The sequence below is a fragment of the Luteimonas sp. TWI382 genome (genome assembly GCF_039674545.1).
Lineage (GTDB): Bacteria > Pseudomonadota > Gammaproteobacteria > Xanthomonadales > Xanthomonadaceae > Luteimonas.
The window spans coordinates 1-21,784 of the sequence record NZ_JBDJNS010000005.1 but is presented as its reverse complement, the minus strand read 5'-3'; the positions used below and the strand labels follow the sequence as shown (position 1 = coordinate 21,784).

The following is a 21,784-nucleotide window of genomic DNA, read 5'->3' as shown; positions in this document are numbered from 1 at the left end:
TCTTCGCCTAGGCCGCGCCTGCGACCTCGCCCTGACGGCCGGGCACGCGTGACGCCCCCACCGGCATGCGCGGCGTCTCGCCTTGGCGCGCCAACTGCGCCAACGCCATCGCCGCATCGCCGACCACCAGCGGCGCCGGCACCGACAGCATCAGGTTCAGCGGCAGCCCGAATTCTTCGATGCTCCAGCCGTGCGCGTCGAGCACGCCGTCCGGGCCGACCGCCTGCGGATGCCGCTGGCGGATGCGCTGGGCCAGGGTGCCGCCCTCGGAGATGTAGCCGTACACCGGCTTGCCGCGTGCGACCGCATAGCCGACCTCGAAACAAGTGCCACTGTCTGGCTCCGGTCCGCGAAAGAAATCCAGATTGGCGAGCACCGCGTCGGCGCGCTCGATCAAGCCGATATTGGCGCGGTAGATCCATCGCGCCTGCTCGCCCGGATCGACGAGTGTCGCCGGTACGTCCTGATCGAGCGGGTACAAGCCCTCGATCCCGAAGCGCGCACACAGCGCCTTGAGCTCGGCCCCGTGTGCGCGGGCATCGGGCCGGAACACATCGGGTCCGGCGAGGTATAGGGAGCAGATCATCGCGATCAAGACAACGGCAGGAGCGCGTATTGTCTCCTCGCCTGATGACACAGGACATGCGACCCGACGCCGCTGACGTTGCGCTGCGTTGGCTGACGGCGCGATGCCTGCAGTTGCAGCGCTGCACGGACATGTTCGGGACGTGGCGACGCGGGCCCAGGCGCCCTGCCACGTGCCCGAGATGCCGGAACTACTCGTCGTTGCGAAACGACAGCTGCCGGCGAAAGGTCGAGGTCGACTCGGGTCCAGACCGCGGCGGAAACAGCGAAATCTCGCCGGCGCGAATGGCGCGGTCCTGGATCTTCAGGCCAATGCCTTCGGCGCGCTCGATCTCCACCCGGTCGACGCTGCCGTCAGGCGCGATGTGCATGACCCAGGCCAGCTCACCGACAAACGCTTCGGGCGCGATCGTCGCGTCGTAGTTGGGGCGCCCCAGCACATAGGGCATGTCCTGGGGCGTGGCAGCGATCAGCGCATCGAGCGTCGCGTAGACTTCGACCTCGCGGCTGCCAGCCGGCGCCGCTGCACCATCCAGGTAGACGACCACGCGCCACGTCCCCGGCGTCGCATCCGGGGGCAATTGCGCGGGAAAGCAACGCTTGCTGCCGTCGAAGTCCGGATGCGCCTGTTGCGCGACCACCCGCCCCGACGCATCCCGCGTCTCGATCGTCAGCCTTGATGTGCTGGCGTCGGCATCGAGCACCGCGACGCAGATCTGATGATCGAAGCGCGTATCGAGCACGAACGAACGCGTCTCCTGCCTGGCCAGCGCGCCCTCGGGCGTCTTGGACCACAGGAACTCGATATAGGGATCCGACGGCGATGACGTCCCCGTCGCGGCCAGTGCGGCATCGCAGGCCAACACCAGCAACGCCCCCGCAAGACGCGCCTGCATGCGATTAGTCCAGGTCATAAAACCCCGGCGGCGATTGGATCGCCGCCAGGATAGGCGCCCGCGAAATCGTCAGACGCGCACGCACGATGGACTCACAGATGCGGATCCGACACCAGCGGCGGATCGCTCTTGGGCGTGCAGGTGCCCTGGTCGACCCACGAATCGGTCGGTTCGGCCAGCGCGCCAGCGCCGCCACTGACGTGCGCGATCTCCTCGCGGGACAGCACGCGGGCCAATACCCGGCCTTCGACGGCCGCGGCAGTACGATCTTCGGACTTCCTGGACATCACCACTCCTCATGATTGGATGGGACACACCACATCATTGCCACGACGTACCGCCGCGACATCGAAAGAGGCCGCACTGGGCAGCTCCTGCGATCCTTGGACTTCGGAGGTCACTTCGAGATTAGCCCGTGCGCGTGGGCCGAAACCGTGGCCTGCGTCAAAGTTGTCGGCTTCCCGGGTGCCAAATACCTGAAATCCGCACGCGCGGTTTCGATGAATTGGCAGAACGCATCGAGCACCGGCAGATCCGGGCACCAGGACTCGATGAAGAAGAACTGGCCCGCTTCATTGACCTCCAGGAAATGCCAGTCGCCCGCCGGCGTGACGATGAAATCGAATCCCCCGCTCACGATGCCCAGCCGCGCCATCAGCGCGATGCAGGCCGCTTCGACCTGCGCCGGCAACGGCGCCGACTCGCAACGCCGGATCGATCTCTGATCGAGTCGCCAATCCAGATCGCCGCCCTCGAGCGTGTTGGACTCGATCCTGATCGCGAAGCAGCTGTGCCCGAAGAACTGCGCACGCACTTCGTACGCCTTGGCGACCTTCTCCTGGAAAATGCCCGGCGTCGCCCGCAACAGCGCATCGGCCGGAAGATCGTCCACCTCGACCTTCGCGGTATAGGTCTTCAGGCTCGCCCCGTCCTCCTTCCAGATGTAGCCGCCCAGCGGCTTGTAGATGCAGTCCCGGACCTCGAGGATGAAGTCCCGGATCGTCGCCGGGTCATTGCTGATCAAGGTCCGCGGCACCGTGAGCCCGGCCGCCAGCGCATGACGGAACTGGTGCGCCTTGACCTCGCACAGCAAGGACGCGGCCGGCGGATTGATCCAGAAGGCATCGGCGAACGCTTCGGGATGCGAGCGCTCCGCCATTCGCAGCTCTTCGGTGCAGAACGCCTGGTCGCGCGGATCGACATAAACCGGCGACGACACCAGACGCCGCCGGCGATACCAGACCACATCGACCGCATCCGACGACACCGTCCGCCCGTCGCAGACGAGCGTTCCGCGCATGCCGTCGCCCCCGAAGTGCACCGTACTGGCGCTGAACTCGGGATAGTGATCGCCGCGCCAGCGCACGACCTCGTGTCCTCGCAACCGCAGCGCATGCCCGGCCACGGCCGCATGGAAATCGCCTTCCACAGTGTGGATCAGCACGCGGCGCGTGTCCGCGGCGGCATCGTCACGGTGCGCACCGCGCCAATCGTCTGTCTCCAAGCCCGCCCTCCTGCAAGCCAAGTCCGCCCTTGCATCTTATGCATGCGGCAAACCCGATGCCGCTGCGGAAAGATGCGCCTGCGATGGCTGTTCGCCGACCAGCCGAAGCCGCCAGACACTAGCACCGCAGGCCAGTGGTGTCGAAAGCCGAGCGGTTCAAGCACGCGTGTGCGCACGCATGCGTATCCTCTGTATCGTCTGCCGCCATCCGGGCCGAAAGACGGGCTGATGAGGCGTAGACAAAAGCACCAGGTCAAGAGGAGTACAACAAAAAGCCCCGACCAAGGCCGGGGCTTTCGATGACGCTGGTGCCGGAAATAGGAATCGAACCTACGACCTACGCATTACGAATGCGCCGCTCTACCAACTGAGCTATTCCGGCTTGGGACGCGAATTCTAGGGAGCGGGGGGCCGGCCGTCAATCGACGAGGCGCAGGCGCAGTTCCTTGGGCAGGGCGAAGACCATGCTCTCGGGCTCGCCGGCAAGCTCGCGCATGCCGTTGGCGCCCAGCTCGCGCAGGCGGTCGAGCACGCCCTGCACCAGCACGTCCGGGGCCGAGGCGCCGGCGGTGACACCGATGTGGTGGCGGCCTTCGACCCAGCGCGGGTCGATCTCGTCGGCGCCGTCGATCAGGTAGGCCTCCACCCCGTCGCGCTCGGCGAGTTCGCGCAGGCGGTTGGAGTTGGAGCTGTTGGGCGAGCCGACCACCAGCACCAGGTCGCATTCCTTCGCCAGATCGCGCACGGCGTCCTGGCGGTTCTGCGTGGCGTAGCAGATATCGTCGTTCTTCGGGCCCTGGATCGCCGGGAACTTCTCACGCAGCGCGGCGATGACGCCGCGGGTGTCGTCGACCGACAGCGTGGTCTGGGTCGTGTAGGCCAGGTTCTCGGGCTGACCGACGTCCAGCGCGGCCACGTCGCCCTCGTCCTCGACGAGGTAGATGCTGCCGGCGCCGGCCTCGGCGCGCCATTGGCCCATCGTGCCTTCGACTTCGGGATGGCCCTGATGGCCGATCAGCACTACGTCGCGTCCAGCGCGGCAGTGGCGCGCGACCTCGAAGTGCACCTTGGTCACCAGCGGGCAAGTCGCGTCGAAGACCTTGAGCTGGCGTCGGGCGGCTTCCTCGCGCACGGCCTGCGAGACGCCGTGGGCGCTGAAGATCACAGTCACGCCGTCGGGCACTTCGTCGAGTTCCTCGACGAAGATCGCGCCGCGGCGCTTGAGGTCCTCGACCACGAATCGGTTGTGGACGACTTCGTGGCGCACGTAGATCGGCGCGCCGAGCGTCTCGATCGCGCGCTTGACGATCTCGATCGCGCGGTCGACGCCGGCGCAGAAGCCGCGGGGGTTGGCGAGGACGATATCCATGAGATGCGCAGTCTACCGGAGGCGGCGGTTCGGAAGCGGAACGGCGGCAGGACGGCGTGTCCGGGATACATGGCACCGAAGCCCTCCCCCGCCCTGCGAAGAAGGGATGGGAGGGCCATGCGCGCGATCTCCCAGCTTTGAGCTGCTCAGATTGCACGCGAACGGATCGTTGCCCCCATCCCAGCCTTCCCCCGCAAGCGGGGGAAGGGGCGGAGCGCAGGCGGTCCTACTTCTTTTTCGCCGGGAAGAAGCCGAACAGGGCAATGCCGATCGCGCCGCCGACGATCGCCGCGTCAGCGAGGTTGAACGCCGGCCAGTAGTGGTCGCGCCAGTGCCACTGAATGAAATCGACGACGTGGCCGTGGATCTGGCGGTCGATGACATTGCCCAGTGCGCCGCCGATCACCAGCGCAAACGGCAGCGCGGTGCGCCAGTCGCGGCGCGGGGTCTTGGCCAGCCAGACGGCCAGTACGCCGCTGATGACGATCGCCAGGATCGTGAAGAACCACTTCTGCCAGCCGCCGGCGTCGGCCAGGAAGCTGAACGCCGCGCCGGTGTTGTAGGTGCGGTACCAGTTCCAGACGCCCTCGATCACCGGGATCGAGGTGTACTCGGGCAGCGAGGTCAACACCCACCATTTCGTCAGCTGGTCGAGCGCGATCACCACCACCGAGAGCGTCAGCCACGGCAGGGCGTTGGGGACGGGACGGGCCATCAGAACCACCTCCGGATCTCGCCGCCGCCATCGCGGCCATCGGTCGCAATGTTCTCCACACAGCGGCCGCACAGCCCCGCATGGTCGGCATGCGCGCCGACGTCGGCGCGACGCTGCCAGCAGCGCACGCACTTGGGCTTGTCGGTCACGCGTGCCGACACGCCGATCGCCGTCGCGCTGGGGTCGTCGACCAGCGTCACGTCGCCGCTGATCAGCAGGAAGCGCAGTTCGTCGACCACCGGCGAGAGCCAGTTGGCGTCGGCGACACCGCAGCGCAGTTCGATCTCGGCATCGAGCGCGGCACCGATCTCGCCGCTGGCGCGCATCGGCTCGAGCACCTTGGCCACGCGTTCGCGCAGTTCGAGCACGCGCTCGAAGTCCTGCGGTCCCCAGTCGGCGTCGCCGTCGAGTAGGGTCAGACCCGTGTACCAGGTCGCGAACTGCACATTGGCTTCGCGCGTGCCCTGCGCCGGCGCGGGCAGGTAGCCCCACATCTCGTCGGCGGTGAAGCTGAGCACCGGCGCGATCCAGCGCACGAAGGCCTCGGCGATGTGGTACATCGCGGTCTGCGCGCTGCGACGCCCGACCGCGTGCTCGGGCATCGTGTACAGGCGATCCTTGGTCACGTCGAGATACAGCGAGCCGAGGTCGACACTGCAGAAGTTCGACAGCGCCTGGACGATCTCGGCGAAGTCGTAGCGCGCGTAGGCGTCCTCGATGCGCGCCTGCAACTGGGCGGCGCGATGCACGATCCAGCGGTCGAGCGCGACCATGTCCTGCGGCGCGACGAGGTCGCTCGTCGGCGTGAGCCCAGCGAGATTGCCGAGCAGGAAACGCGCGGTGTTGCGGATACGGCGGTAGGCGTCGGCGGTGCGCTTGAGGATCTCCTGCGACAGCGACATCTCGTTGCTGTAGTCCGCCGAGGCGATCCACAGGCGCAGGATGTCCGCACCCAGCGTCTTCATGATGTCCTGGGGCTCGATGCCGTTGCCCAGCGACTTGGACATCTTGCGGCCGTGCTCGTCGACGGTGAAGCCGTGCGTGAGGCACTGCCGATACGGCGCCGCCTTGTCGATCGCCACGCCGGTCAGCAGCGAGGACTGGAACCAGCCGCGGTGCTGGTCGGAGCCCTCGAGGTAGAGATCGGCCGGCTTCGGGTACCCGCGCGCGCGCAGCACCGCTTCGTGGGTGACGCCCGAGTCGAACCAGACATCGAGGATGTCGGTAATCCTGTCGTAATCGGCCGCATCACTGCCGAGCAGTTCGGTCGCATCGAGCGTGTACCAGATGTCGACGCCGTGCTGCTCGACGCGCTCGGCGACCGCGCGCATCAGCTCGACGGTGCGCGGATGCGGCTCGCCGGTTTCGCGATGCACGAACAGCGCGATCGGCACGCCCCAGGTCCGCTGGCGCGAGATCGTCCAGTCCGGGCGACCCTCGACCATGCCGGCGATGCGCGCCTGGCCCCAGGCCGGGTACCAGGTCACGCCTTCGATCGCTTTGAGCGCATCGGCGCGCAGCCCGCCCTGCTCCATCGAGATGAACCACTGCGGCGTGGCGCGGAACGCGATCGGCGTCTTGTGGCGCCAGCAGTGCGGGTAGCTGTGGGTGAGCTTGGAGAACGCCAGCAGGCTGCCCTGCGCGCGCAGGGCGTCGACGATGACGTCGTTGGCCTTCCAGATGTGCAGGCCGGCCAGGGCGGTGTCGCCGATCGGCGGCGTCGATGGCAGGTAGACGCCGCGGCCGTCGACCGGGTTGAGCTGCGCGGCGCTGTAGCGCTCGAGCAGGCCGTAGGCCTTGCCGACGACGTAGTCCTCCTGGCCGTGGCCGGGCGCGGTATGCACCGCGCCGGTGCCGTCCTCGGCCGACACGTGCTCGCCGAGGATCACCGGGATGTCGCGCTCGGCGTAGAAGGGATGGCCGAGCAATAGGTGCTCGAGCGCGCTGCCGGCCACGCGGCCGTGCACGACGATGTCGCCCTCGACGCCGTAGCGGCGCAGCGCGTGCTCGGCCAGCGCATCGGCCAGCACCAGCCAGCGGCGACGTCCGTCCTGCGCCGGCGGGCCTTCGACCAGCGCGTACTCGAGATCGGCGCCCAGCGAGACCGCCAGCGACGCCGGCAGGGTCCACGGCGTCGTGGTCCAGATCGGCAGCGCGATCTCGACACCGGCCGGCACCGTCGCGCCGAAGGCGCGTGCGAAGGCCGCCGCATCGCGTGCAACGTAGGCGACGTCAATTGCCGGCGAGACCTTGTCGGCGTACTCGATCTCGGCCTCGGCGAGCGCCGAGCCGCAGTCGAAACACCAGTGCACCGGCTTGACCCCGCGGGTCAGGTGGCCGTTGTCGACGATCTTCGCCAGCGCGCGGATTTCGTCGGCCTCGAAGCGGAAGTCCAGCGTGCGATAGGGATTGTCCCAGTCGCCGATCACGCCCAGACGCTTGAAATCGCGGCGCTGGATGTCGATCTGCTCGTTGGCGTACTCGCGGCACTTGCGCCGGAACTCGACCGCATCGAGCTTGACCCCGACCTTGCCCCACTTCTTCTCGATCGCGATCTCGATCGGCAGGCCGTGGCAGTCCCAGCCCGGGATGTAGGGCGCATCGAAGCCGGCCATGCCCTTGGACTTGACGATGATGTCCTTGAGGATCTTGTTGACCGCATGGCCGAGGTGGATCGCGCCGTTCGCATACGGCGGGCCGTCGTGCAGCACGAACAGCGGACGGCCGCGCGCATGCTCGCGCAGCTGCGCGTACAGGCCGGTCTCCTCCCAGCGCGCCAGCATCGCCGGCTCGCGCTTGGGCAGGTCGCCGCGCATCGGAAAGTCAGTCGCCGGCAGGTGGATCGTCGACTTGTAGGGATTGGGGGAAGTGTCGGCCTGGGCGCTCACGCGTCATCCTGTCGTTGCGGTTCTTGATCGTGGTGGGGCGCCGGCGGCCGCCTCGGCGAGCAGGGCCCGGGCGCGCACGGCGTCCAGGTCCATCTGCGCGACCAGGGCGGGCAGGTCGTCGAACTTTTCCTCATCGCGCAGTCGCGCGACGAACTCGACCTCGATCCTGCGACCGTACAGGTCGCCGTCGAAATCGAACAGGTGGGCCTCGAGCAGCGGTTCGACGCCGCCGACCGTAGGCCGGGTGCCGAAGCTGGACACCGATGGCCACGGGTCGTCGCCGACGCCATGCACGCGCGTGGCGTAGATGCCGCGCAGCGCAGGCACCTTGCCGCCGAAGCGCAGGTTCGCGGTCGGGTAGCCGAGGGTGCGGCCGAGTTGCTGGCCGCGCACCACACGGCCGGAAACCGCGTAGGGGCGTCCCAGCAAGCGGGCGGCGTGGACGAAGTCGCCGGCCACGAGCGCGGCGCGGATATGCGTGCTCGACACCCGCTCGCCGTCGATCGCCAGCGGCTCGATCTCGCCGGCGACGAAGCCGGCCTCGCGTCCCAGCGCCTGCAGCGTCGCCAGGTCGCCGGCACGTCGGTGTCCGAACCGGAAGCCCGGCCCGACCCAGACCTCGCGTGCGCCCAGCCGCGCCAGCAGCACCTGCTCGACGAAGGCCTCGGGCGACATCGCCGCCATCCGCGCATCGAAGCGCAACAGCCCGATGACGTCGGCGCCGAGCGCGCGCAGGCCTTCGATCTTGGCCCGTACCGGCCCCAGCCGCGGCGGCGGCGCGGCGGCGGCGAAAAACTCGCGCGGCAATGGTTCGAAGCTCAGTGCCGCGGCCGCCACGCCCAGGGCCTGCGCGCGCGCGACCGCATGGCGCACCAGCGCCTGGTGGCCGAGGTGCAGGCCGTCGAACGCCCCGATGCAGACCACGCTGCCGTCGGCACACTCGGACCCGCCGGCGATGTCGCGGAACAGCCTGCTCATGGCGTCTCGTCGGGGCGGAAGCGGCGTCGGGCGCCGCCTTCCGGAAGGTGACCGGAGATTATAGCGGGCGCGGCCGCCGCGCCGCCGGCCGCAGGGTCCCGCCCACGGCGACAGTCAGTGCTGCAAGTGGCGCGGCCGCAAGCCCAACGCCACCATCGCGAAGCCGTAGGCGGCCGCGCCGGCCCCGATCACCAACGCCAGCCAGGCGATCCGGTGCTGCCAGCCGCTGATCGCGGTCCACTCGCCGATCCAGCCGCGCAGCGCGAGCACCACCGCGGCCATCGCCACGCAGGCGCCAGCCAGCCGCAGCAGGTAACGCCCCCAACCCGGTTCGGGCACGAAGATCGCGCGCTGGCGCAGGTACCGCCACAGCAGCGCCGCATTCACCACACCCGCCAGCGCCGTCGCCAGCGCGATGCCACCGTGCGCGCCGGGCACCGCGTAGAACCACAACGGCGTGGTCAGCGCGATGGTCAATGCGACATTGGCGGCCACCGTCCAGATCGCCGCGCGCATCGGTGTCTTGGTGTCCTGGCGGGCGTAGAACGCAGGGGCCAGCACCTTGCTGAGCATGAAGGCCGGCACGCCCAGGCTCATCGCGGTCAGGCTCACCGCGGCCATCCGCGTGTCATGGGCGCCGAACGCGCCGTAGTTGTAGACGGTCGCGGTGATCGGCTCGGCCAGCAGCAACAGGCCAAGGCCAGCGGGCACGCCCGCCAGCAGCGCCATGCGCAGGCCCCAATCCAGCGACTGGCTGTAGCCCTGCGCGTCCTGGGCCGCGTGCCGGCGCGAGAGATGCGGCAGGATCACCGTGCCCAGCGCGACGCCGAACAGGCCGAGCGGGAACTCGATCAGCCGGTCGGAGTAGTACAGCCAGTCCACGCTGCCGCTGGCCAGCAGCGAGGCGAACGCGGTGCCCACGATCAGGTTGACCTGGGCGACCGACGAGGAGAACAGCGTCGGCAACATCAGCCGGCCGACCTTGCGTACCTCGGCATGGCCGAAGCCCGGCCGCAGCCGCGGCCGCAGGCCCAGCCGCCCCAGCGCCGGCCACAGCAGCGCCAATTGCAGGAAACCTGCGATCAGCACGCCCCAGGCCAGGCCCTGCGGCGGCAGCGCAAAGCGCGGCGCCAGCCACAGCATCGCGGCGATCATCGTCAGGTTGTGCAGCACCGGCGTGAACGCCGGCAGCCCGAAGCGGCCGTGGCTGTTGAGGATCGACGCGGCCAGCGACATCAGCGAGATGAACAACAGGTACGGGAACGTGATCCGCAGCATCTGTGCGGTCTGCGCCAGCAATTCCGGCTGATCCGCCCAGCCCGGCGCGAACAGCCGCGCGACCAGCGGCGCCAGCAGCATGCCCACCGCGCAGACCACCAGCACCACCGCGCACAGCGCACCGGCCATATGGTCGACGAAGGACTTGAGCGCCGCCCGGTCGCCGCGCTCCTTGATCTCGTTGAGCACCGGCACGAAGGCCATCGCCATCGAACCCTCGGCGAACACCCGACGCAGGAAATTGGGGATGCGATAGGCGACAATGAAGGCACTCATCGCCCCGCCGGTGCCGAACAGGGTCGCCTGCAGCATGTCGCGGGCGAAGCCGGCGATGCGCGACAGCAGGGTCATCGCACTGAACACCGCGCTCGAGCGCAGTAGGCCGCCTCGGGCCTTGGGCGCGGCGGCCGCCGGATCGGGCGCGGTCACCGTCGCAGCCCGTTCAGGCCGGGCCTGTTGACGCAAGTATATGAAAGCACCATAATTTCCTGCTCAAATTTCCATTGGTCCGGCCAAGCCGGATTTTCACACGTCCAGCTTCCAGGAATCCATCGTGGCAAACATCAAGTCCGCCAAGAAGCGCGCCAAGCAGACCGTCGTGCGCAACGCGCGCAACTCCGCCCAGCGCTCGCAGCTCCGCACCGCCGTCAAGAAGGTGCTCAAGGCGCTCGACGCCAACGACGCCGCCGGCGCGCAGGAGGCATTCAATGTCGCCCAGCCGATCCTCGACCGTTTCAGCTCGCGCGGCCTGATCCACAAGAACAAGGCAGCCCGCCACAAGAGCCGCCTGTCGGCCCGCATCAAGGCGCTCAAGGCCGCTGCCTGAGCCCTGCCCGGCCGCCTGCGCGGCCGATGCAAAAAGAACCCGGCTCTGGCCGGGTTTTTTTGTTGATCTTCGCTGAGACCAGGGACTCCCGGCTCCCGTTGGCTCGATTGCAGCGCTCTTCCCCGAAGCGCGCAACGACAGCGCGCGACGCCTCCCTGCGGGCAACTCCGCTTCGCCCCCAAAGCCGAGCGCAGCCAACGTCTGCGGCAGAGCACCGGCCGCGTGCAGCACGCCATGGGCGAACCCGCCCTGCTTGTTTGCTCGCAAAACCAAACCCGGTGTCAGAGTGCAATTTCGCCTTGCGAAATTGCACTCTGACCCCGGTTTTGCCGATTGATGCGTGACCGAGCCGAGGAGCAACCCCGGCAGGCGCAACGCTGCCACCGAAGCCCGCCTCACCGTGATCGAACGATTGCGCGCACAAGCGCGCACGAAGAAAAGCCCGGCCAGAGGCCGGGCTTCAAAGGGGCAACTGCGGGCAGCGGCCTAGACTGCGTCGGCCGCCTCGCGGGCCTGCCGATCGAGCTCGTCGAGCGCGGCCTGGACCTTGAGCATCACTTCGCGCGTGCCCTCGTGGGCCAGCCCCGAGATCAGGAACCAGGGACCCGTCCACGCCAACGCCTCGACGATCCGCGCTGCCTCGGCCTGCGCCTCTTCGGGCAGCAGCGTGTCGGCCTTGTTGATCAGCAGCCAGCGCGGCTTGTCGAGCAGCGCCGCATCGAACTTGCCGAGCTCGCGCTCGATCGCGCGCACCTGGTCGACCGCATCGCTGCCGTCGAGCGGCGCGATCTCCACCAGATGCAGCAACAACCGGGTGCGCTGGATGTGGCGCAGGAACAGCGCCCCCAGCCCCGCGCCATCGGCCGCCCCCTCGATCAGACCGGGGATATCGGCGATCACGAAGCTGCGCGCCGGCTCGACGCTGACCACACCCAGGTTCGGATACAGCGTGGTGAACGGATAGTCGGCGACCTTCGGCGTCGCCGCCGAGACCGCCCGGATCAGCGTGCTCTTGCCGGCGTTCGGGAACCCCAACAGGCCGACGTCGGCCAGCAGCTTGAGCTCGAGCCGCAGCGTGCGCTCCTCGCCGCCCTCGCCCGGCGTCGACTGGCGCGGCGAGCGATTGGTCGAGCTCTTGAAGTGCATGTTGCCCAGGCCGCCCTTGCCGCCGCGCGCCACCAGCAGCCGCTGACCGTGCGCGGTCAGATCGCCAATGACCTCGTCGGTGGTGACGTTGTGCACGACGGTGCCAACCGGCACCACGATCACCAGATCGTCGCCGCCCTTGCCGTACATCTGCCGGCCCATGCCGTTCTCGCCGCGCTGCGCGCGGTACATCGTCTGGTGACGGAAATCGACCAGCGTGTTGAGGTTCTCGTCGGCGATCAACCAGACACTGCCGCCGTCGCCGCCGTCGCCGCCGTCCGGCCCACCGAGCGGAATGAACTTCTCACGCCGGAACCCGACGCAGCCATTGCCGCCGTTGCCGGCAGTGACGGTGATTTCGACTTCGTCGACTAACTTCATGGGATTGGAGATTCGAAAAAAATGGGGGATTGGGACAAGCGGGGCGACAGCAGTCTACCTGCCTCGCTCTGGTGGACCGGCTCTGGACATGCGGTGCGCGCGTGCGGCGCCCGAATTCCCATTCCCGAATCCCGTCTTTCCTGGTGGGCTGCGCCGCCAGAAAGACGAAACCCCGCCGGAGCGGGGCTTCGTGCCGGACGACGTCGCGCGGGGATTACTGCGCGGCGACGACGTTGACGGTGCGGCGGTTCTTCGGACCCTTGGTCGTGAACTCGACCTTGCCGTCGACCAGCGCGTACAGCGTGTGGTCGCGACCCAGGCCGACGCCGCTACCCGGATGGAACTGGGTGCCGCGCTGACGCACGATGATGTTGCCGGCCTCGATGGCCTGACCACCGTAGATCTTGACGCCGAGGTACTTCGGGTTGGAGTCGCGGCCGTTGCGCGAGGAACCTACGCCCTTCTTGTGTGCCATGCCTGCTGCTCCTTACTTGCTGCCACCGGCGATGCCGGTGATCTCGATTTCGGTGTAGTGCTGACGGTGCCCCTGCCGCTTCATGTGGTGCTTGCGGCGGCGGAACTTGATGATGCGGATCTTCTCGGCGCGGCCGTGCGACTTGATCGTCGCGCTGACGCTGGCGCCGGCGAGCGCATCGCCGAGCTTCACGCCGTCGGCGTCGCCGAGCAGCAGGACGTTGTCGAACTTGATCTCGCTGCCGACGTCGCCGTCGAGCTTCTCGACGCGCAGCGTCTCGCCCGCCATCACGCGGTACTGCTTGCCGCCCGTCACCAGGACTGCATAACTCATGACCAGACTTCCTCTGTAGTTATTGTGGTCGCTGCCGCCATCGAGGGCGGACAGGAGCGGAATTGTAATGCGATCAGCGGCTTGCGGTCAAACCGCCCCAGATCGGACGGACGTGTGCGCCGCTCTGCGGGGAGGGCGCCAGCCCGGGCACCTGAACCGCCTCGTCTCACGGCCTGCGACCGGCCCCCGTCACACTGGCGTTCGGCCGATTTGCCCCCAAATGACCGGCTCGGTAGTCTGACCGATTGCCCGTTCCCGCGCCTCTCAAGGGCGCGCGCGTGCCTCCCCCGCCCTCCAACCGGACCTGACGTCGATGGCGATGGACACCATCCGCATTCGCGGTGCCCGTACCCACAATCTCAAGAACATCGATCTCGACCTGCCGCGCGACCAGCTGATCGTCATCACCGGCCTGTCGGGCTCGGGCAAGTCGTCGCTGGCCTTCGACACGATCTACGCCGAAGGCCAGCGCCGCTACGTCGAGTCGCTGTCGTCCTACGCGCGGCAGTTCCTCAGCGTGATGGAGAAGCCCGATCTCGACCACATCGAGGGCCTGAGCCCGGCGATCTCGATCGAGCAGAAGTCGACCTCGCACAACCCGCGCTCGACCGTCGGCACGATCACCGAGATCTACGACTACCTGCGCCTGCTCTATGCACGCGTCGGCAGCCCGCGCTGCCCCGACCACGGCTACCCGCTCGAGGCGCAGACCGTCAGCCAGATGGTCGACCAGGTGCTCGCACTCGATCCCGAACAGCGCTGGATGCTGCTGGCGCCGGTCGTGCGCGACCGCAAGGGCGAGCATGCGCAGGTCTTCGAGCAACTGCGCGCCCAGGGCTATGTGCGCGTGCGCGTGGACGGCGAACTGTACGAGATCGACGCGCTGCCGACGCTGGCGCTGCGCCAGAAGCACACCATCGAAGCGGTCATCGACCGCTTCAAGGTGCGCGAGGACATGAAGCAGCGGCTGGCCGAGTCCTTCGAGACCGCGCTCAAGCTCGGCGAGGGCATGGCTTCGGTGCAGGCGATCGACGATGCGTCGATTCCGCCGCAGCTGTTCTCGTCCAAGTACAGCTGCCCGGTCTGCGACTACGCGCTGCCCGAGCTCGAGCCGCGGCTGTTCTCGTTCAACGCGCCGATGGGCGCCTGCCAGACCTGCGACGGCCTGGGCATGAGCGAATTCTTCGATCCCGACCGCGTCGTCGTGCATCCCGAGCTGTCGCTGGCGGCCGGTGCGGTGCGCGGTTGGGACCGCCGCAACGCCTACTACTTCCAGTTGATCCAGTCGCTGGCCCGGCACTACAAGTTCGACGTCGACGCGCCGTGGCAGGACCTGCCGCAGGCCTCGCGCGATGCGGTGCTGCTGGGCAGCGGCGAGGAGACGATCACCTTCACCTACATCACCGACTCGGGCGCGCGCACCCAGCGCAAGCACCGGTTCGAAGGGATCGTGCCGAACCTGGAGCGGCGCTATCGCGAGACCGAGTCGGCCGCGGTGCGCGAGGAGCTCGCCAAGTTCATCAGCGAACGCCCGTGCCCGGACTGCGGCGGCGCGCGGCTCAACCGCTCGGCGCGCAACGTGTTCGTCGCCGACCGGCCGCTGCAGTCGCTGGTCGTGCTGCCGATCGACGAGGCACTGGCGTTCTTCGAAGGCCTGGAGCTGCCGGGCTGGCGCGGCGAGATCGCCGCCAAGATCGTCAAGGAGATCGGCGAGCGGCTGAGCTTCCTGGTCGACGTCGGCCTGGACTATCTGACCCTCGAGCGCAAGGCCGACACGCTGTCGGGCGGCGAGGCGCAGCGCATCCGGCTGGCCTCGCAGATCGGCGCCGGCCTGGTCGGCGTGATGTACGTGCTCGACGAGCCGTCGATCGGCCTGCACCAGCGCGACAACGAGCGCCTGCTCGGCACGCTGACCCGCCTGCGCGACCTGGGCAACACGGTGATCGTCGTCGAGCACGACGAGGACGCGATCCGCCTGGCCGACCACATCGTCGACATCGGCCCGGGCGCCGGCGTGCACGGCGGCGAGGTTGTCGCCCAGGGCAGCTACGACGACGTGCTCAAGGCCCCGCGCTCGCTGACCGGCCAGTACCTGTCGGGCAAGCGGCGGATCGAGATCCCGGCCAAGCGCCACATGCCCAATCCAAAGATGCGGCTGCGGCTGCTGGGCGCGTCGGGCAACAACCTCAAGAACGTCGACCTGACGATCCACTCGGGGCTGTTCACCGCGATCACCGGCGTCTCGGGCTCGGGCAAGTCGACGCTGATCAACGACACCCTGCACTCGCTGGCCGCCAACGAGATCAACGGCGCCTCGCACAAGGCCGCGCCCTACCGCGAGATCGAGGGCCTGGATCTGTTCGACAAGGTCGTCGACATCGACCAGTCGCCGATCGGACGCACGCCGCGGTCCAACCCGGCCACCTACACCGGCCTGTTCACGCCGCTGCGCGAGTTGTTTGCGCAGGTGCCCGAGGCGCGCGCGCGCGGTTATTCGCCAGGCCGCTTCAGCTTCAACGTGCGCGGCGGTCGCTGCGAGGCCTGCCAGGGCGACGGCCTGCTGAAGGTCGAGATGCACTTCCTGCCCGACGTCTACGTGCCTTGCGACGTGTGCCAGGGCAAGCGCTATAACCGCGAGACGCTGGAGATCCTCTACAAGGGCCACAGCATCCACGAGGTGCTGGAGATGACGGTCGAGGACGCGCTGACGCTGTTCGAGCACCTGCCGCCGATCGCGCGCAAGCTCGAAACGCTGGTCGATGTCGGCCTGAGCTACGTCAAGCTCGGGCAGAGCGCGACCACGCTGTCGGGCGGCGAGGCGCAGCGCGTCAAGCTGTCGAAGGAGCTCTCGCGCCGCGACACCGGGCGCACGCTCTACATCCTCGACGAGCCCACGACCGGCCTGCACTTCCACGACATCGAGCACCTGCTCAGCGTGCTGCACAAACTGCGCGACGACGGCAACACGGTCGTGGTGATCGAGCACAACCTCGACGTCATCAAGACCGCCGACTGGGTCATCGACCTGGGCCCGGAGGGCGGCCACCGCGGCGGGCAGATCATCGCCGAAGGCACGCCCGAGCAGGTCGCCGCGATGCCCCAGTCGCACACCGGCCAGTTCCTCGCGCGCCTGCTGCAGACCGTGCCGGCCGAGGCTGCCGAGCCGCGGGCGGCGCGCAAGCTGGCCCGCAAGTCGACCGCGCACCTGCCCAAGCCGCTGCCGCGCAAGGGCGCCTCGACCAAGGCCGCCGAGGCCGAGGCCGCCGCTCGCGCGGAACTGCGCAAGACCGACACCAAGCCCAAGTCGAAGCCCGCGGCCAAGCGGGCCGGCAAGACGAGCAAGGCGAAGGGAGCCAAGGCATGAACGATGCGAAGGTGCTGATCCGTGTGCCGATCGAGTTGCGCTGGCGCGACCTCGACGCGTTCGACCACGTCAACAACGCAACCTTCATGACCTATCTGGAGGAAGCGCGCATCCGCTGGTTCGACTCGATCGGCGAAGCATGGGTCACCGACGCCACTGCGCCGCTGCTGGCGGCGGTGCAGATGAACTACCGGCTGCCGATCCCCTACCCTTCGCGCATCGTCGTCGAGTTGTCGGCGCAGCGCGTGGGCACGACCAGCGTCACCGTCGGCCACCGCATCGTGTCCGAGGACGGCGCCACCCTGCATGCCGACGGCCACGTCGTCGTGGTCTGGATCGACCGCGCGACCGGGCGGCCGACGGCGCTGCCCGAGTCGGTGCGGGCCAAGGCGCTGGCCTGACACCACTGATGCGGCCCCGGATCGGGGCCGCCGCAGTGCTGTGCCCGACGCCGGAGACACAAGCGGCGTAACGTGCCGCATGCGCTTGCTCGAGCGATCGGCCGCGCCGACGGCATCGTCTACCATCGCCGCTCCTGTTCTGCCGGAAGGTCCGCGATGCCGTACCCGATCGAGATCCTCACCCATGGCCCGATCCGCGAACTGCGGCTCGCACGCGCGCCGGTCAATGCGCTCGACCCCACGTTGTGCCGGGCGCTGCGCGAGGCCGTGGAGGCAGCAGCCGACGACGACAGCGTCGCCGGCTTGGTGCTGTCGGGTCAGCCGCGGTTCTTCTCCGCCGGGCTCGACGTGCCGTATCTGCTGACGCTCGATGCGTCCGCGCTGCGCGCGGCCTGGGACGGCTTCTTCGATGCCGTGCGCGCGGTCGCGGTCTCGCCCGTACCGGTCGCGGCCGCGATCACCGGCCACGCACCGGCCGGCGGCTGCGTGCTGGCGCTGGCCTGCGACTACCGGGTGATGACGCGCGGCGCGTTCGGGATCGGCCTCAACGAGACCCAGGTCGGGCTGGTCGCGCCGATCGGGATCCAGCAGCTGATGCGGCGCACCGTGGGCCAGCGCCAGGCCGAGCGCCTGCTGGTGGGCGGCCTGCAAGTCGATCCGGAGGAAGCACTGCGGCTCGGGCTGGTCGACGCCCTGGCCGAGCCCGAAGAGACGGTAGCGGCCGCCTGTGGCTGGCTGCGGTCGCTGCTGGCATTGCCGCAGGCACCGATGCGCGAGACGCGCCGGATCGCACGCGCCGATCTCGTCGAGGCGTTGCAGCCCGACCGGCTCGATCTCGACCACCAACTCGCGGCCTGGCAGGCGCCCGACACCCAGGCCGGCCTGCGCGCCCTGGTGGCGCGGCTGGGGCGCTGACGCGTCGCCCAACACACTGCACGATTTACGGCCCGGTCGCCACCGCACGCGCGGGATCGTCGATCCAGCCGCTCCACGAACCGCTGTACAGCCGCGGGCCATCGAGCCCGGCATGCGCCATTGCCAACAGGTGATGGCAAGCGGTCACGCCCGAGCCGCACATCGCGACCAGTGCCGAGGGCGGATGGCCGTCGAGCAGCGCGCCGAACTCGCGCGCCAGCGCATCGGCGGGCTTGAACCGGCCGTCGGCCAGATTGTCGGCATACGGCCGATTGATCGCGCCGGGCACGTGACCGGCACGCGGATCGATCGGTTCGACCTCACCACGGAACCGGGGCGCGGCACGGGCGTCGACGAGCAAGCCGCCCGCGGCGACATGGCGCTGGACGTCGTCGGCTGCGTGCAGCAGCGCGCCGGCATCGAAGGTGCCGGCAACCTCGCGCGACACGCGCACCGGCGCCTGTGCCTCGACGGGCAACCCCAGCGCGGTCCAACGCGCCCAACCGCCGTCCAGCACCGCGACCCGGGAATGGCCGAAGCTGCGCAGCAGCCACCACAACCGCGCGGCGAATGCGCCGTCGCCGTCGTCATAGGCCACCACCTGGGTGGCCGCATCAATGCCCCAGCGCCCCAGGGTCTGCGCGAACGCAGCCGCCGTCGGCCAGGGATGTCGGCCTCGGCCGGGACCGTGCGGCCCCGACAGGTCGCGATCGAGATGCGCGTACACCGCACCGGGCACATGCGCCGCGCGCCAGGCGCGTTCCCCGGCATCCAGGGCGCCGGCCGAGGCCGCGAGCGAGAACCGACAGTCGACCACGCACAGACGGTCGCGACCGAGCGCGGCGGCCAGCGCCTCGGCGGAGACCAGCGTGCGCCAGTCCGTGCTCATGCGCGCTCCAGATGACGCCGCAAATTCAGCAGGATCGACGCGGTCACGCCCCAGATGCGGTGGGTCGGCGCGTCGGGCACGGTTTCGTACTCGAGCACGTGGCGCGTGCGTCCGGCGAACGCGATGTCGACCTGGCGCAGCGTCGCCGGCGACATCAGGAAATCCAGCGGCACCTCGAACACCTCGGCGACCTCGCCCGGATCGGGCACGGGCGCAAAACCGGGATCGAGCATCGCCACCACCGGCACCACACGGTAGCCGGTCACGGTCGCCAGCGGATCGAGAAAGCCCAGCGGTGCGGCCTGAGCGGGCACCAGTCCGATTTCCTCGTTCGCCTCGCGCAGTGCAGCTTGCAGCGGGCCGTGATCCTCGGGCTCGAGCCGGCCACCGGGAAAGCTGACCTGGCCGGCGTGATGGCGCAGCGTGTCGGTCCGCCGCGTCAGCAGGGCCTGCAGGCCGCGCTCGCGCTCCACCAGACCGACCAGCACCGCGGCCTCGCGCAAGGTCGCGTCCGGCGCGAGCAGGCCGTCGAGTTCGTCGACATTCCAGCCGCGTGCGGTCGGCGCCCCGTCGAGCGGGTGCAATACCCGGCGCAGGCGTGCCGCGAGGACGGGCGGGGTCATGCGCGTGCGGCCTGGCGGGCGCGCAAGACCACCTCCATCAGATGCCGGCGCTGGGCATCGCTCATCTGCAGCCAGCGCCCGATCTCCTCGGTGCTGCGCAGGCAGCCGTCGCAGCGGCCCTGGTCGTCGAGCGTGCACACGCCGGTGCACGGCGTGGGCACGGCGCGGAAGGAAGCATCCATCCCGCCATTCTAGCGGCGCGGCGCACGTGCGGCGTGCGCCAGGTAGCGCGTGGCCCGGACACGACGACGCCGACGTACGGGGCACGTCGGCGTCGTCGGACACACTTGCAAAACCGTGATCAGCGAACGCTGAGCAGCTTCACCATCACGCCGACCGGCTGCTTGGCGATCTCCTGCGCGTTCTGCCCGGTGACGAACTTGCCCGGCGGCAGCACGATCTCGTAGACCGCGTTGAGCGGCATCAGCGGCAGCACTTCGCGCAGACCGGTGATCTGGGCCTCCGACACGCGGAAGGGCGCGGTCTTGTCCTCGGCGCTGACGCCGATACCGACCGGCACGATCAGCGCCTGATAGGCGATCTCGACCTGGCTCGACGCGGTGGGCTTGGCACCCGAACCGGCTTCGACGACGCGGTACATCACGCCGCTGGGCAGCGACACGACGCCTTCGCGCGCCTTGTACTCGGCCAGGAACGCCGAGGCCTTGCCCTCGTTCTCGGTCAGCGCCGCGCGACGCTCGGCGACGATCTTCTGCTGCATGCGCTGCTGGAAGCCGTTGTAGGCCGCGCCCATCTGCTCGGGGGTGTAGGTCGGCTCGCGCTTGCCGTGACCGTCCTGCAGGCCCTTGATGATCGTGTTGACGTCGACCGACTCACCGGTCTCGGCCAGGCGATTGCCCAGATCGAACCCCAGCGCATAGCTCAGCGTGGTCCTGTCGGTCGCCGATGCCGCGGGAGCTGCGGCCTGCTGCTGTGCGAACGCGGAACCGCTGAACGTGATGGCCGCCACGGCGGCCGCAATAAAACGCAACTTCATTCCCTGGTTCTCCGCTAGGTCAGATTTCGATATCGCCTGTACGAGAAAGGGCGGTCGAACCGCCCCTCTTGACGCGTTAGGATAGCGGTCGCAGGGCTTAACCGCCACTGACGACCTCCCTATCCGACCGCGCGCGGTCCGGCGAGTTCCAGGCGCCGCGTCCCGCGCCAGGAGCCCGTATGGCCGACTTCCCGCTGCTGATAGACGATCGCGACGGCATCCGCGTGGTCGCCGTCCACCGCCCGGAAAAACTGAATGCGCTGAACTCGGCGACGCTCGATGCGCTGTTCGAGGCCTTCGAGGCTGCGGCCCAGGCGCCCGACGTGCGTGTGGTCGTGCTGACCGGCGCCGGCCCCAAAGCCTTCGTCGCGGGCGCGGACATCGCCGAGATGGCCGACCTGCGCCCGGTCGAGGGGCGCGATTTCGCGTTGCGCGGCCAGCGCACGATGCGCCGCATCGAGACCATGCCCAAGCCGGTGATCGCGATGGTCAACGGCTTCGCGCTCGGCGGTGGGCTGGAACTGGCGATGGCCTGCCACCTGCGTATCGCTGCCGATACCGCCAAACTCGGCCAGCCGGAAATCAATCTCGGCCTGATTCCGGGCTTCGGCGGCAGCCAGCGCCTGCTGCGCCTGGCCGGCCGCGCGGCGACCCTCGAACTGTGCCTGACCGGCACACCGATCGACGCGACGCGCGCGCAGGCGCTGGGCATCGTCAACCGCGTGGTGCCGGCCGATGCGCTGGAGGCCGAGACGATGGCGCTGGCCACGCAACTGGCGCAGGCCGCGCCGCTGGCGCTGCGCGGCATCCTCGACTGCGTCCACATCGGCGGCGAGACCGCGCTCGATGAGGGCCTGGCCTACGAGGCCGCGCAGTTTGGCCTGGCGTTCTCGACGCAGGACATGCGCGAGGGGACGCGCGCATTCCTCGAGCGACGCAAGCCCACGTTCGGAAACCGTTGATGCCCGGCCAGCCCATCGCCAGCCCAGCTTCGATGCACCACCTGGTCGCTCTGCTGCGCCGCGACGATCTCGACGGTGCGATCGAGGCCGGCCTGATGGCCGCCTGGCCGGACGCGGCGACCGCCTCGCTCGACGACGACGCGCGCACGCGGCTGCTCGACGCGCGCGCCCGGCTGCAGGCAGCCTGGGACGCGCGCGCACGGTACCGCCGCCGCGACGCCCGGCTCGCACAACGCGCGGCCGCCCGCGAGGCCGCACG

The 21,784-nt window shown here is 69.0% G+C and carries 20 protein-coding genes, 1 tRNA gene and 1 pseudogene; 6 read left to right on the top strand and 16 right to left on the bottom strand.

Going from position 1 to position 21,784, the window contains the following annotated elements:
• Positions 1 to 7 precede the first annotated feature (7 nt).
• The 10 genes from ABE505_RS04735 to murJ form a co-directional block, all read right to left on the bottom strand.
• Positions 8 to 586, bottom strand: a complete 579-nt coding sequence (locus ABE505_RS04735) for a nucleoside 2-deoxyribosyltransferase (RefSeq protein WP_346442255.1) — start codon at positions 584 to 586, stop codon at positions 8 to 10.
• Between the two features lie 190 nt (positions 587 to 776).
• Positions 777 to 1,481: a hypothetical protein gene (locus ABE505_RS04730; protein WP_346442254.1), complete on the bottom strand. Its 705-nt coding sequence runs from the start codon at positions 1,479 to 1,481 to the stop codon at positions 777 to 779.
• 92 nt (positions 1,482 to 1,573) lie between these two features.
• On the bottom strand, positions 1,574 to 1,768 hold the full coding sequence (locus ABE505_RS04725; RefSeq protein ID WP_346442253.1) for a hypothetical protein: 195 nt from the start codon (positions 1,766 to 1,768) through the stop codon (positions 1,574 to 1,576).
• 110 nt (positions 1,769 to 1,878) lie between these two features.
• Positions 1,879 to 2,985, bottom strand: a complete 1,107-nt coding sequence (locus ABE505_RS04720; protein ID WP_346442252.1) for an MvdC/MvdD family ATP grasp protein — start codon at positions 2,983 to 2,985, stop codon at positions 1,879 to 1,881.
• A gap of 306 nt (positions 2,986 to 3,291) precedes the next feature.
• Positions 3,292 to 3,367, bottom strand: a tRNA-Thr gene (locus ABE505_RS04715).
• Between the two features lie 36 nt (positions 3,368 to 3,403).
• Positions 3,404 to 4,354 (bottom strand): 4-hydroxy-3-methylbut-2-enyl diphosphate reductase, encoded by a 951-nt coding sequence (ispH, locus tag ABE505_RS04710; protein ID WP_346442251.1) that lies wholly within the window; start codon positions 4,352 to 4,354, stop codon positions 3,404 to 3,406.
• Positions 4,355 to 4,580: 226 nt separating this feature from the next.
• Positions 4,581 to 5,072, bottom strand: coding sequence for a signal peptidase II (gene lspA / locus ABE505_RS04705; RefSeq protein WP_346442392.1), 492 nt, complete (start codon positions 5,070 to 5,072; stop codon positions 4,581 to 4,583).
• The gene (ileS, locus tag ABE505_RS04700) at positions 5,069 to 7,885 is read right to left on the bottom strand and encodes an isoleucine--tRNA ligase (RefSeq protein ID WP_346442391.1); all 2,817 of its coding nucleotides are present in this window, start codon (positions 7,883 to 7,885) and stop codon (positions 5,069 to 5,071) included. Before ileS ends, lspA begins: the two co-directional genes overlap by 4 nt.
• Positions 7,886 to 7,960: 75 nt before the next feature.
• The gene (locus ABE505_RS04695) at positions 7,961 to 8,935 is read right to left on the bottom strand and encodes a bifunctional riboflavin kinase/FAD synthetase (protein ID WP_346442250.1); all 975 of its coding nucleotides are present in this window, start codon (positions 8,933 to 8,935) and stop codon (positions 7,961 to 7,963) included.
• Positions 8,936 to 9,049: 114 nt separating this feature from the next.
• Complete coding sequence (murJ, locus tag ABE505_RS04690) at positions 9,050 to 10,591, bottom strand: murein biosynthesis integral membrane protein MurJ (protein WP_346442390.1); 1,542 nt, start codon at positions 10,589 to 10,591, stop codon at positions 9,050 to 9,052.
• A gap of 175 nt (positions 10,592 to 10,766) precedes the next feature.
• Here murJ and rpsT point away from each other — a divergent pair, with 175 nt between their 5' ends.
• The gene (rpsT, locus tag ABE505_RS04685; RefSeq protein ID WP_047136305.1) at positions 10,767 to 11,039 is read left to right on the top strand and encodes a 30S ribosomal protein S20; all 273 of its coding nucleotides are present in this window, start codon (positions 10,767 to 10,769) and stop codon (positions 11,037 to 11,039) included.
• 486 nt (positions 11,040 to 11,525) lie between these two features.
• Here the strand turns inward: rpsT and cgtA are convergent, their stop codons facing one another.
• The 3 genes from cgtA to rplU all read right to left on the bottom strand — a co-directional run bounded on the left by cgtA (position 11,526) and on the right by rplU (position 13,374).
• A complete protein-coding gene (gene cgtA / locus ABE505_RS04680; RefSeq protein ID WP_346442249.1) occupies positions 11,526 to 12,566 on the bottom strand; it encodes an Obg family GTPase CgtA in 1,041 nt (346 codons plus the stop codon).
• A gap of 214 nt (positions 12,567 to 12,780) precedes the next feature.
• Complete coding sequence (gene rpmA, locus ABE505_RS04675; protein ID WP_047136307.1) at positions 12,781 to 13,041, bottom strand: 50S ribosomal protein L27; 261 nt, start codon at positions 13,039 to 13,041, stop codon at positions 12,781 to 12,783.
• A gap of 12 nt (positions 13,042 to 13,053) precedes the next feature.
• Positions 13,054 to 13,374, bottom strand: a complete 321-nt coding sequence (gene rplU / locus ABE505_RS04670; protein ID WP_337245031.1) for a 50S ribosomal protein L21 — start codon at positions 13,372 to 13,374, stop codon at positions 13,054 to 13,056.
• Positions 13,375 to 13,687: 313 nt separating this feature from the next.
• Between rplU and uvrA the strand changes: the two genes are divergently transcribed.
• The 3 genes from uvrA to ABE505_RS04655 all read left to right on the top strand — a co-directional run bounded on the left by uvrA (position 13,688) and on the right by ABE505_RS04655 (position 18,054).
• Complete coding sequence (gene uvrA, locus ABE505_RS04665; protein WP_346442248.1) at positions 13,688 to 16,738, top strand: excinuclease ABC subunit UvrA; 3,051 nt, start codon at positions 13,688 to 13,690, stop codon at positions 16,736 to 16,738.
• Positions 16,735 to 17,139 carry a thioesterase family protein gene (locus ABE505_RS04660; protein ID WP_346442247.1) on the top strand — a complete coding sequence of 135 codons (405 nt, stop codon included), beginning with the start codon at positions 16,735 to 16,737 and terminating at the stop codon, positions 17,137 to 17,139. The genes uvrA and ABE505_RS04660 overlap by 4 nt, the downstream gene beginning before the upstream one ends.
• 156 nt (positions 17,140 to 17,295) lie before the next feature.
• Positions 17,296 to 18,054 (top strand): enoyl-CoA hydratase/isomerase family protein, encoded by a 759-nt coding sequence (locus ABE505_RS04655; RefSeq protein WP_346442246.1) that lies wholly within the window; start codon positions 17,296 to 17,298, stop codon positions 18,052 to 18,054.
• Positions 18,055 to 18,079: 25 nt separating this feature from the next.
• On the opposite strand, the gene ABE505_RS04650 is transcribed toward ABE505_RS04655, so the two are convergent.
• The 3 genes and pseudogenes from ABE505_RS04650 to ABE505_RS04640 all read right to left on the bottom strand — a co-directional run bounded on the left by ABE505_RS04650 (position 18,080) and on the right by ABE505_RS04640 (position 20,563).
• The gene (locus ABE505_RS04650) at positions 18,080 to 18,943 is read right to left on the bottom strand and encodes a sulfurtransferase (protein ID WP_346442245.1); all 864 of its coding nucleotides are present in this window, start codon (positions 18,941 to 18,943) and stop codon (positions 18,080 to 18,082) included.
• A pseudogene (locus ABE505_RS04645) lies at positions 18,940 to 19,748 on the bottom strand (NUDIX domain-containing protein). The gene ABE505_RS04650 and the pseudogene ABE505_RS04645 overlap by 4 nt, the downstream one beginning before the upstream one ends.
• A 119-nt stretch (positions 19,749 to 19,867) precedes the next feature.
• Positions 19,868 to 20,563: an FKBP-type peptidyl-prolyl cis-trans isomerase N-terminal domain-containing protein gene (locus ABE505_RS04640; protein WP_346442244.1), complete on the bottom strand. Its 696-nt coding sequence runs from the start codon at positions 20,561 to 20,563 to the stop codon at positions 19,868 to 19,870.
• Between the two features lie 179 nt (positions 20,564 to 20,742).
• Here ABE505_RS04640 and ABE505_RS04635 point away from each other — a divergent pair, with 179 nt between their 5' ends.
• Together ABE505_RS04635 and ABE505_RS04630 are read left to right on the top strand one after the other, a co-directional pair.
• Complete coding sequence (locus ABE505_RS04635; RefSeq protein WP_346442243.1) at positions 20,743 to 21,525, top strand: enoyl-CoA hydratase-related protein; 783 nt, start codon at positions 20,743 to 20,745, stop codon at positions 21,523 to 21,525.
• On the top strand, positions 21,525 to 21,784 hold a 260-nt coding region (locus ABE505_RS04630), incomplete at its 3' end, for a hypothetical protein (protein ID WP_346458264.1). The genes ABE505_RS04635 and ABE505_RS04630, both read left to right, overlap by 1 nt.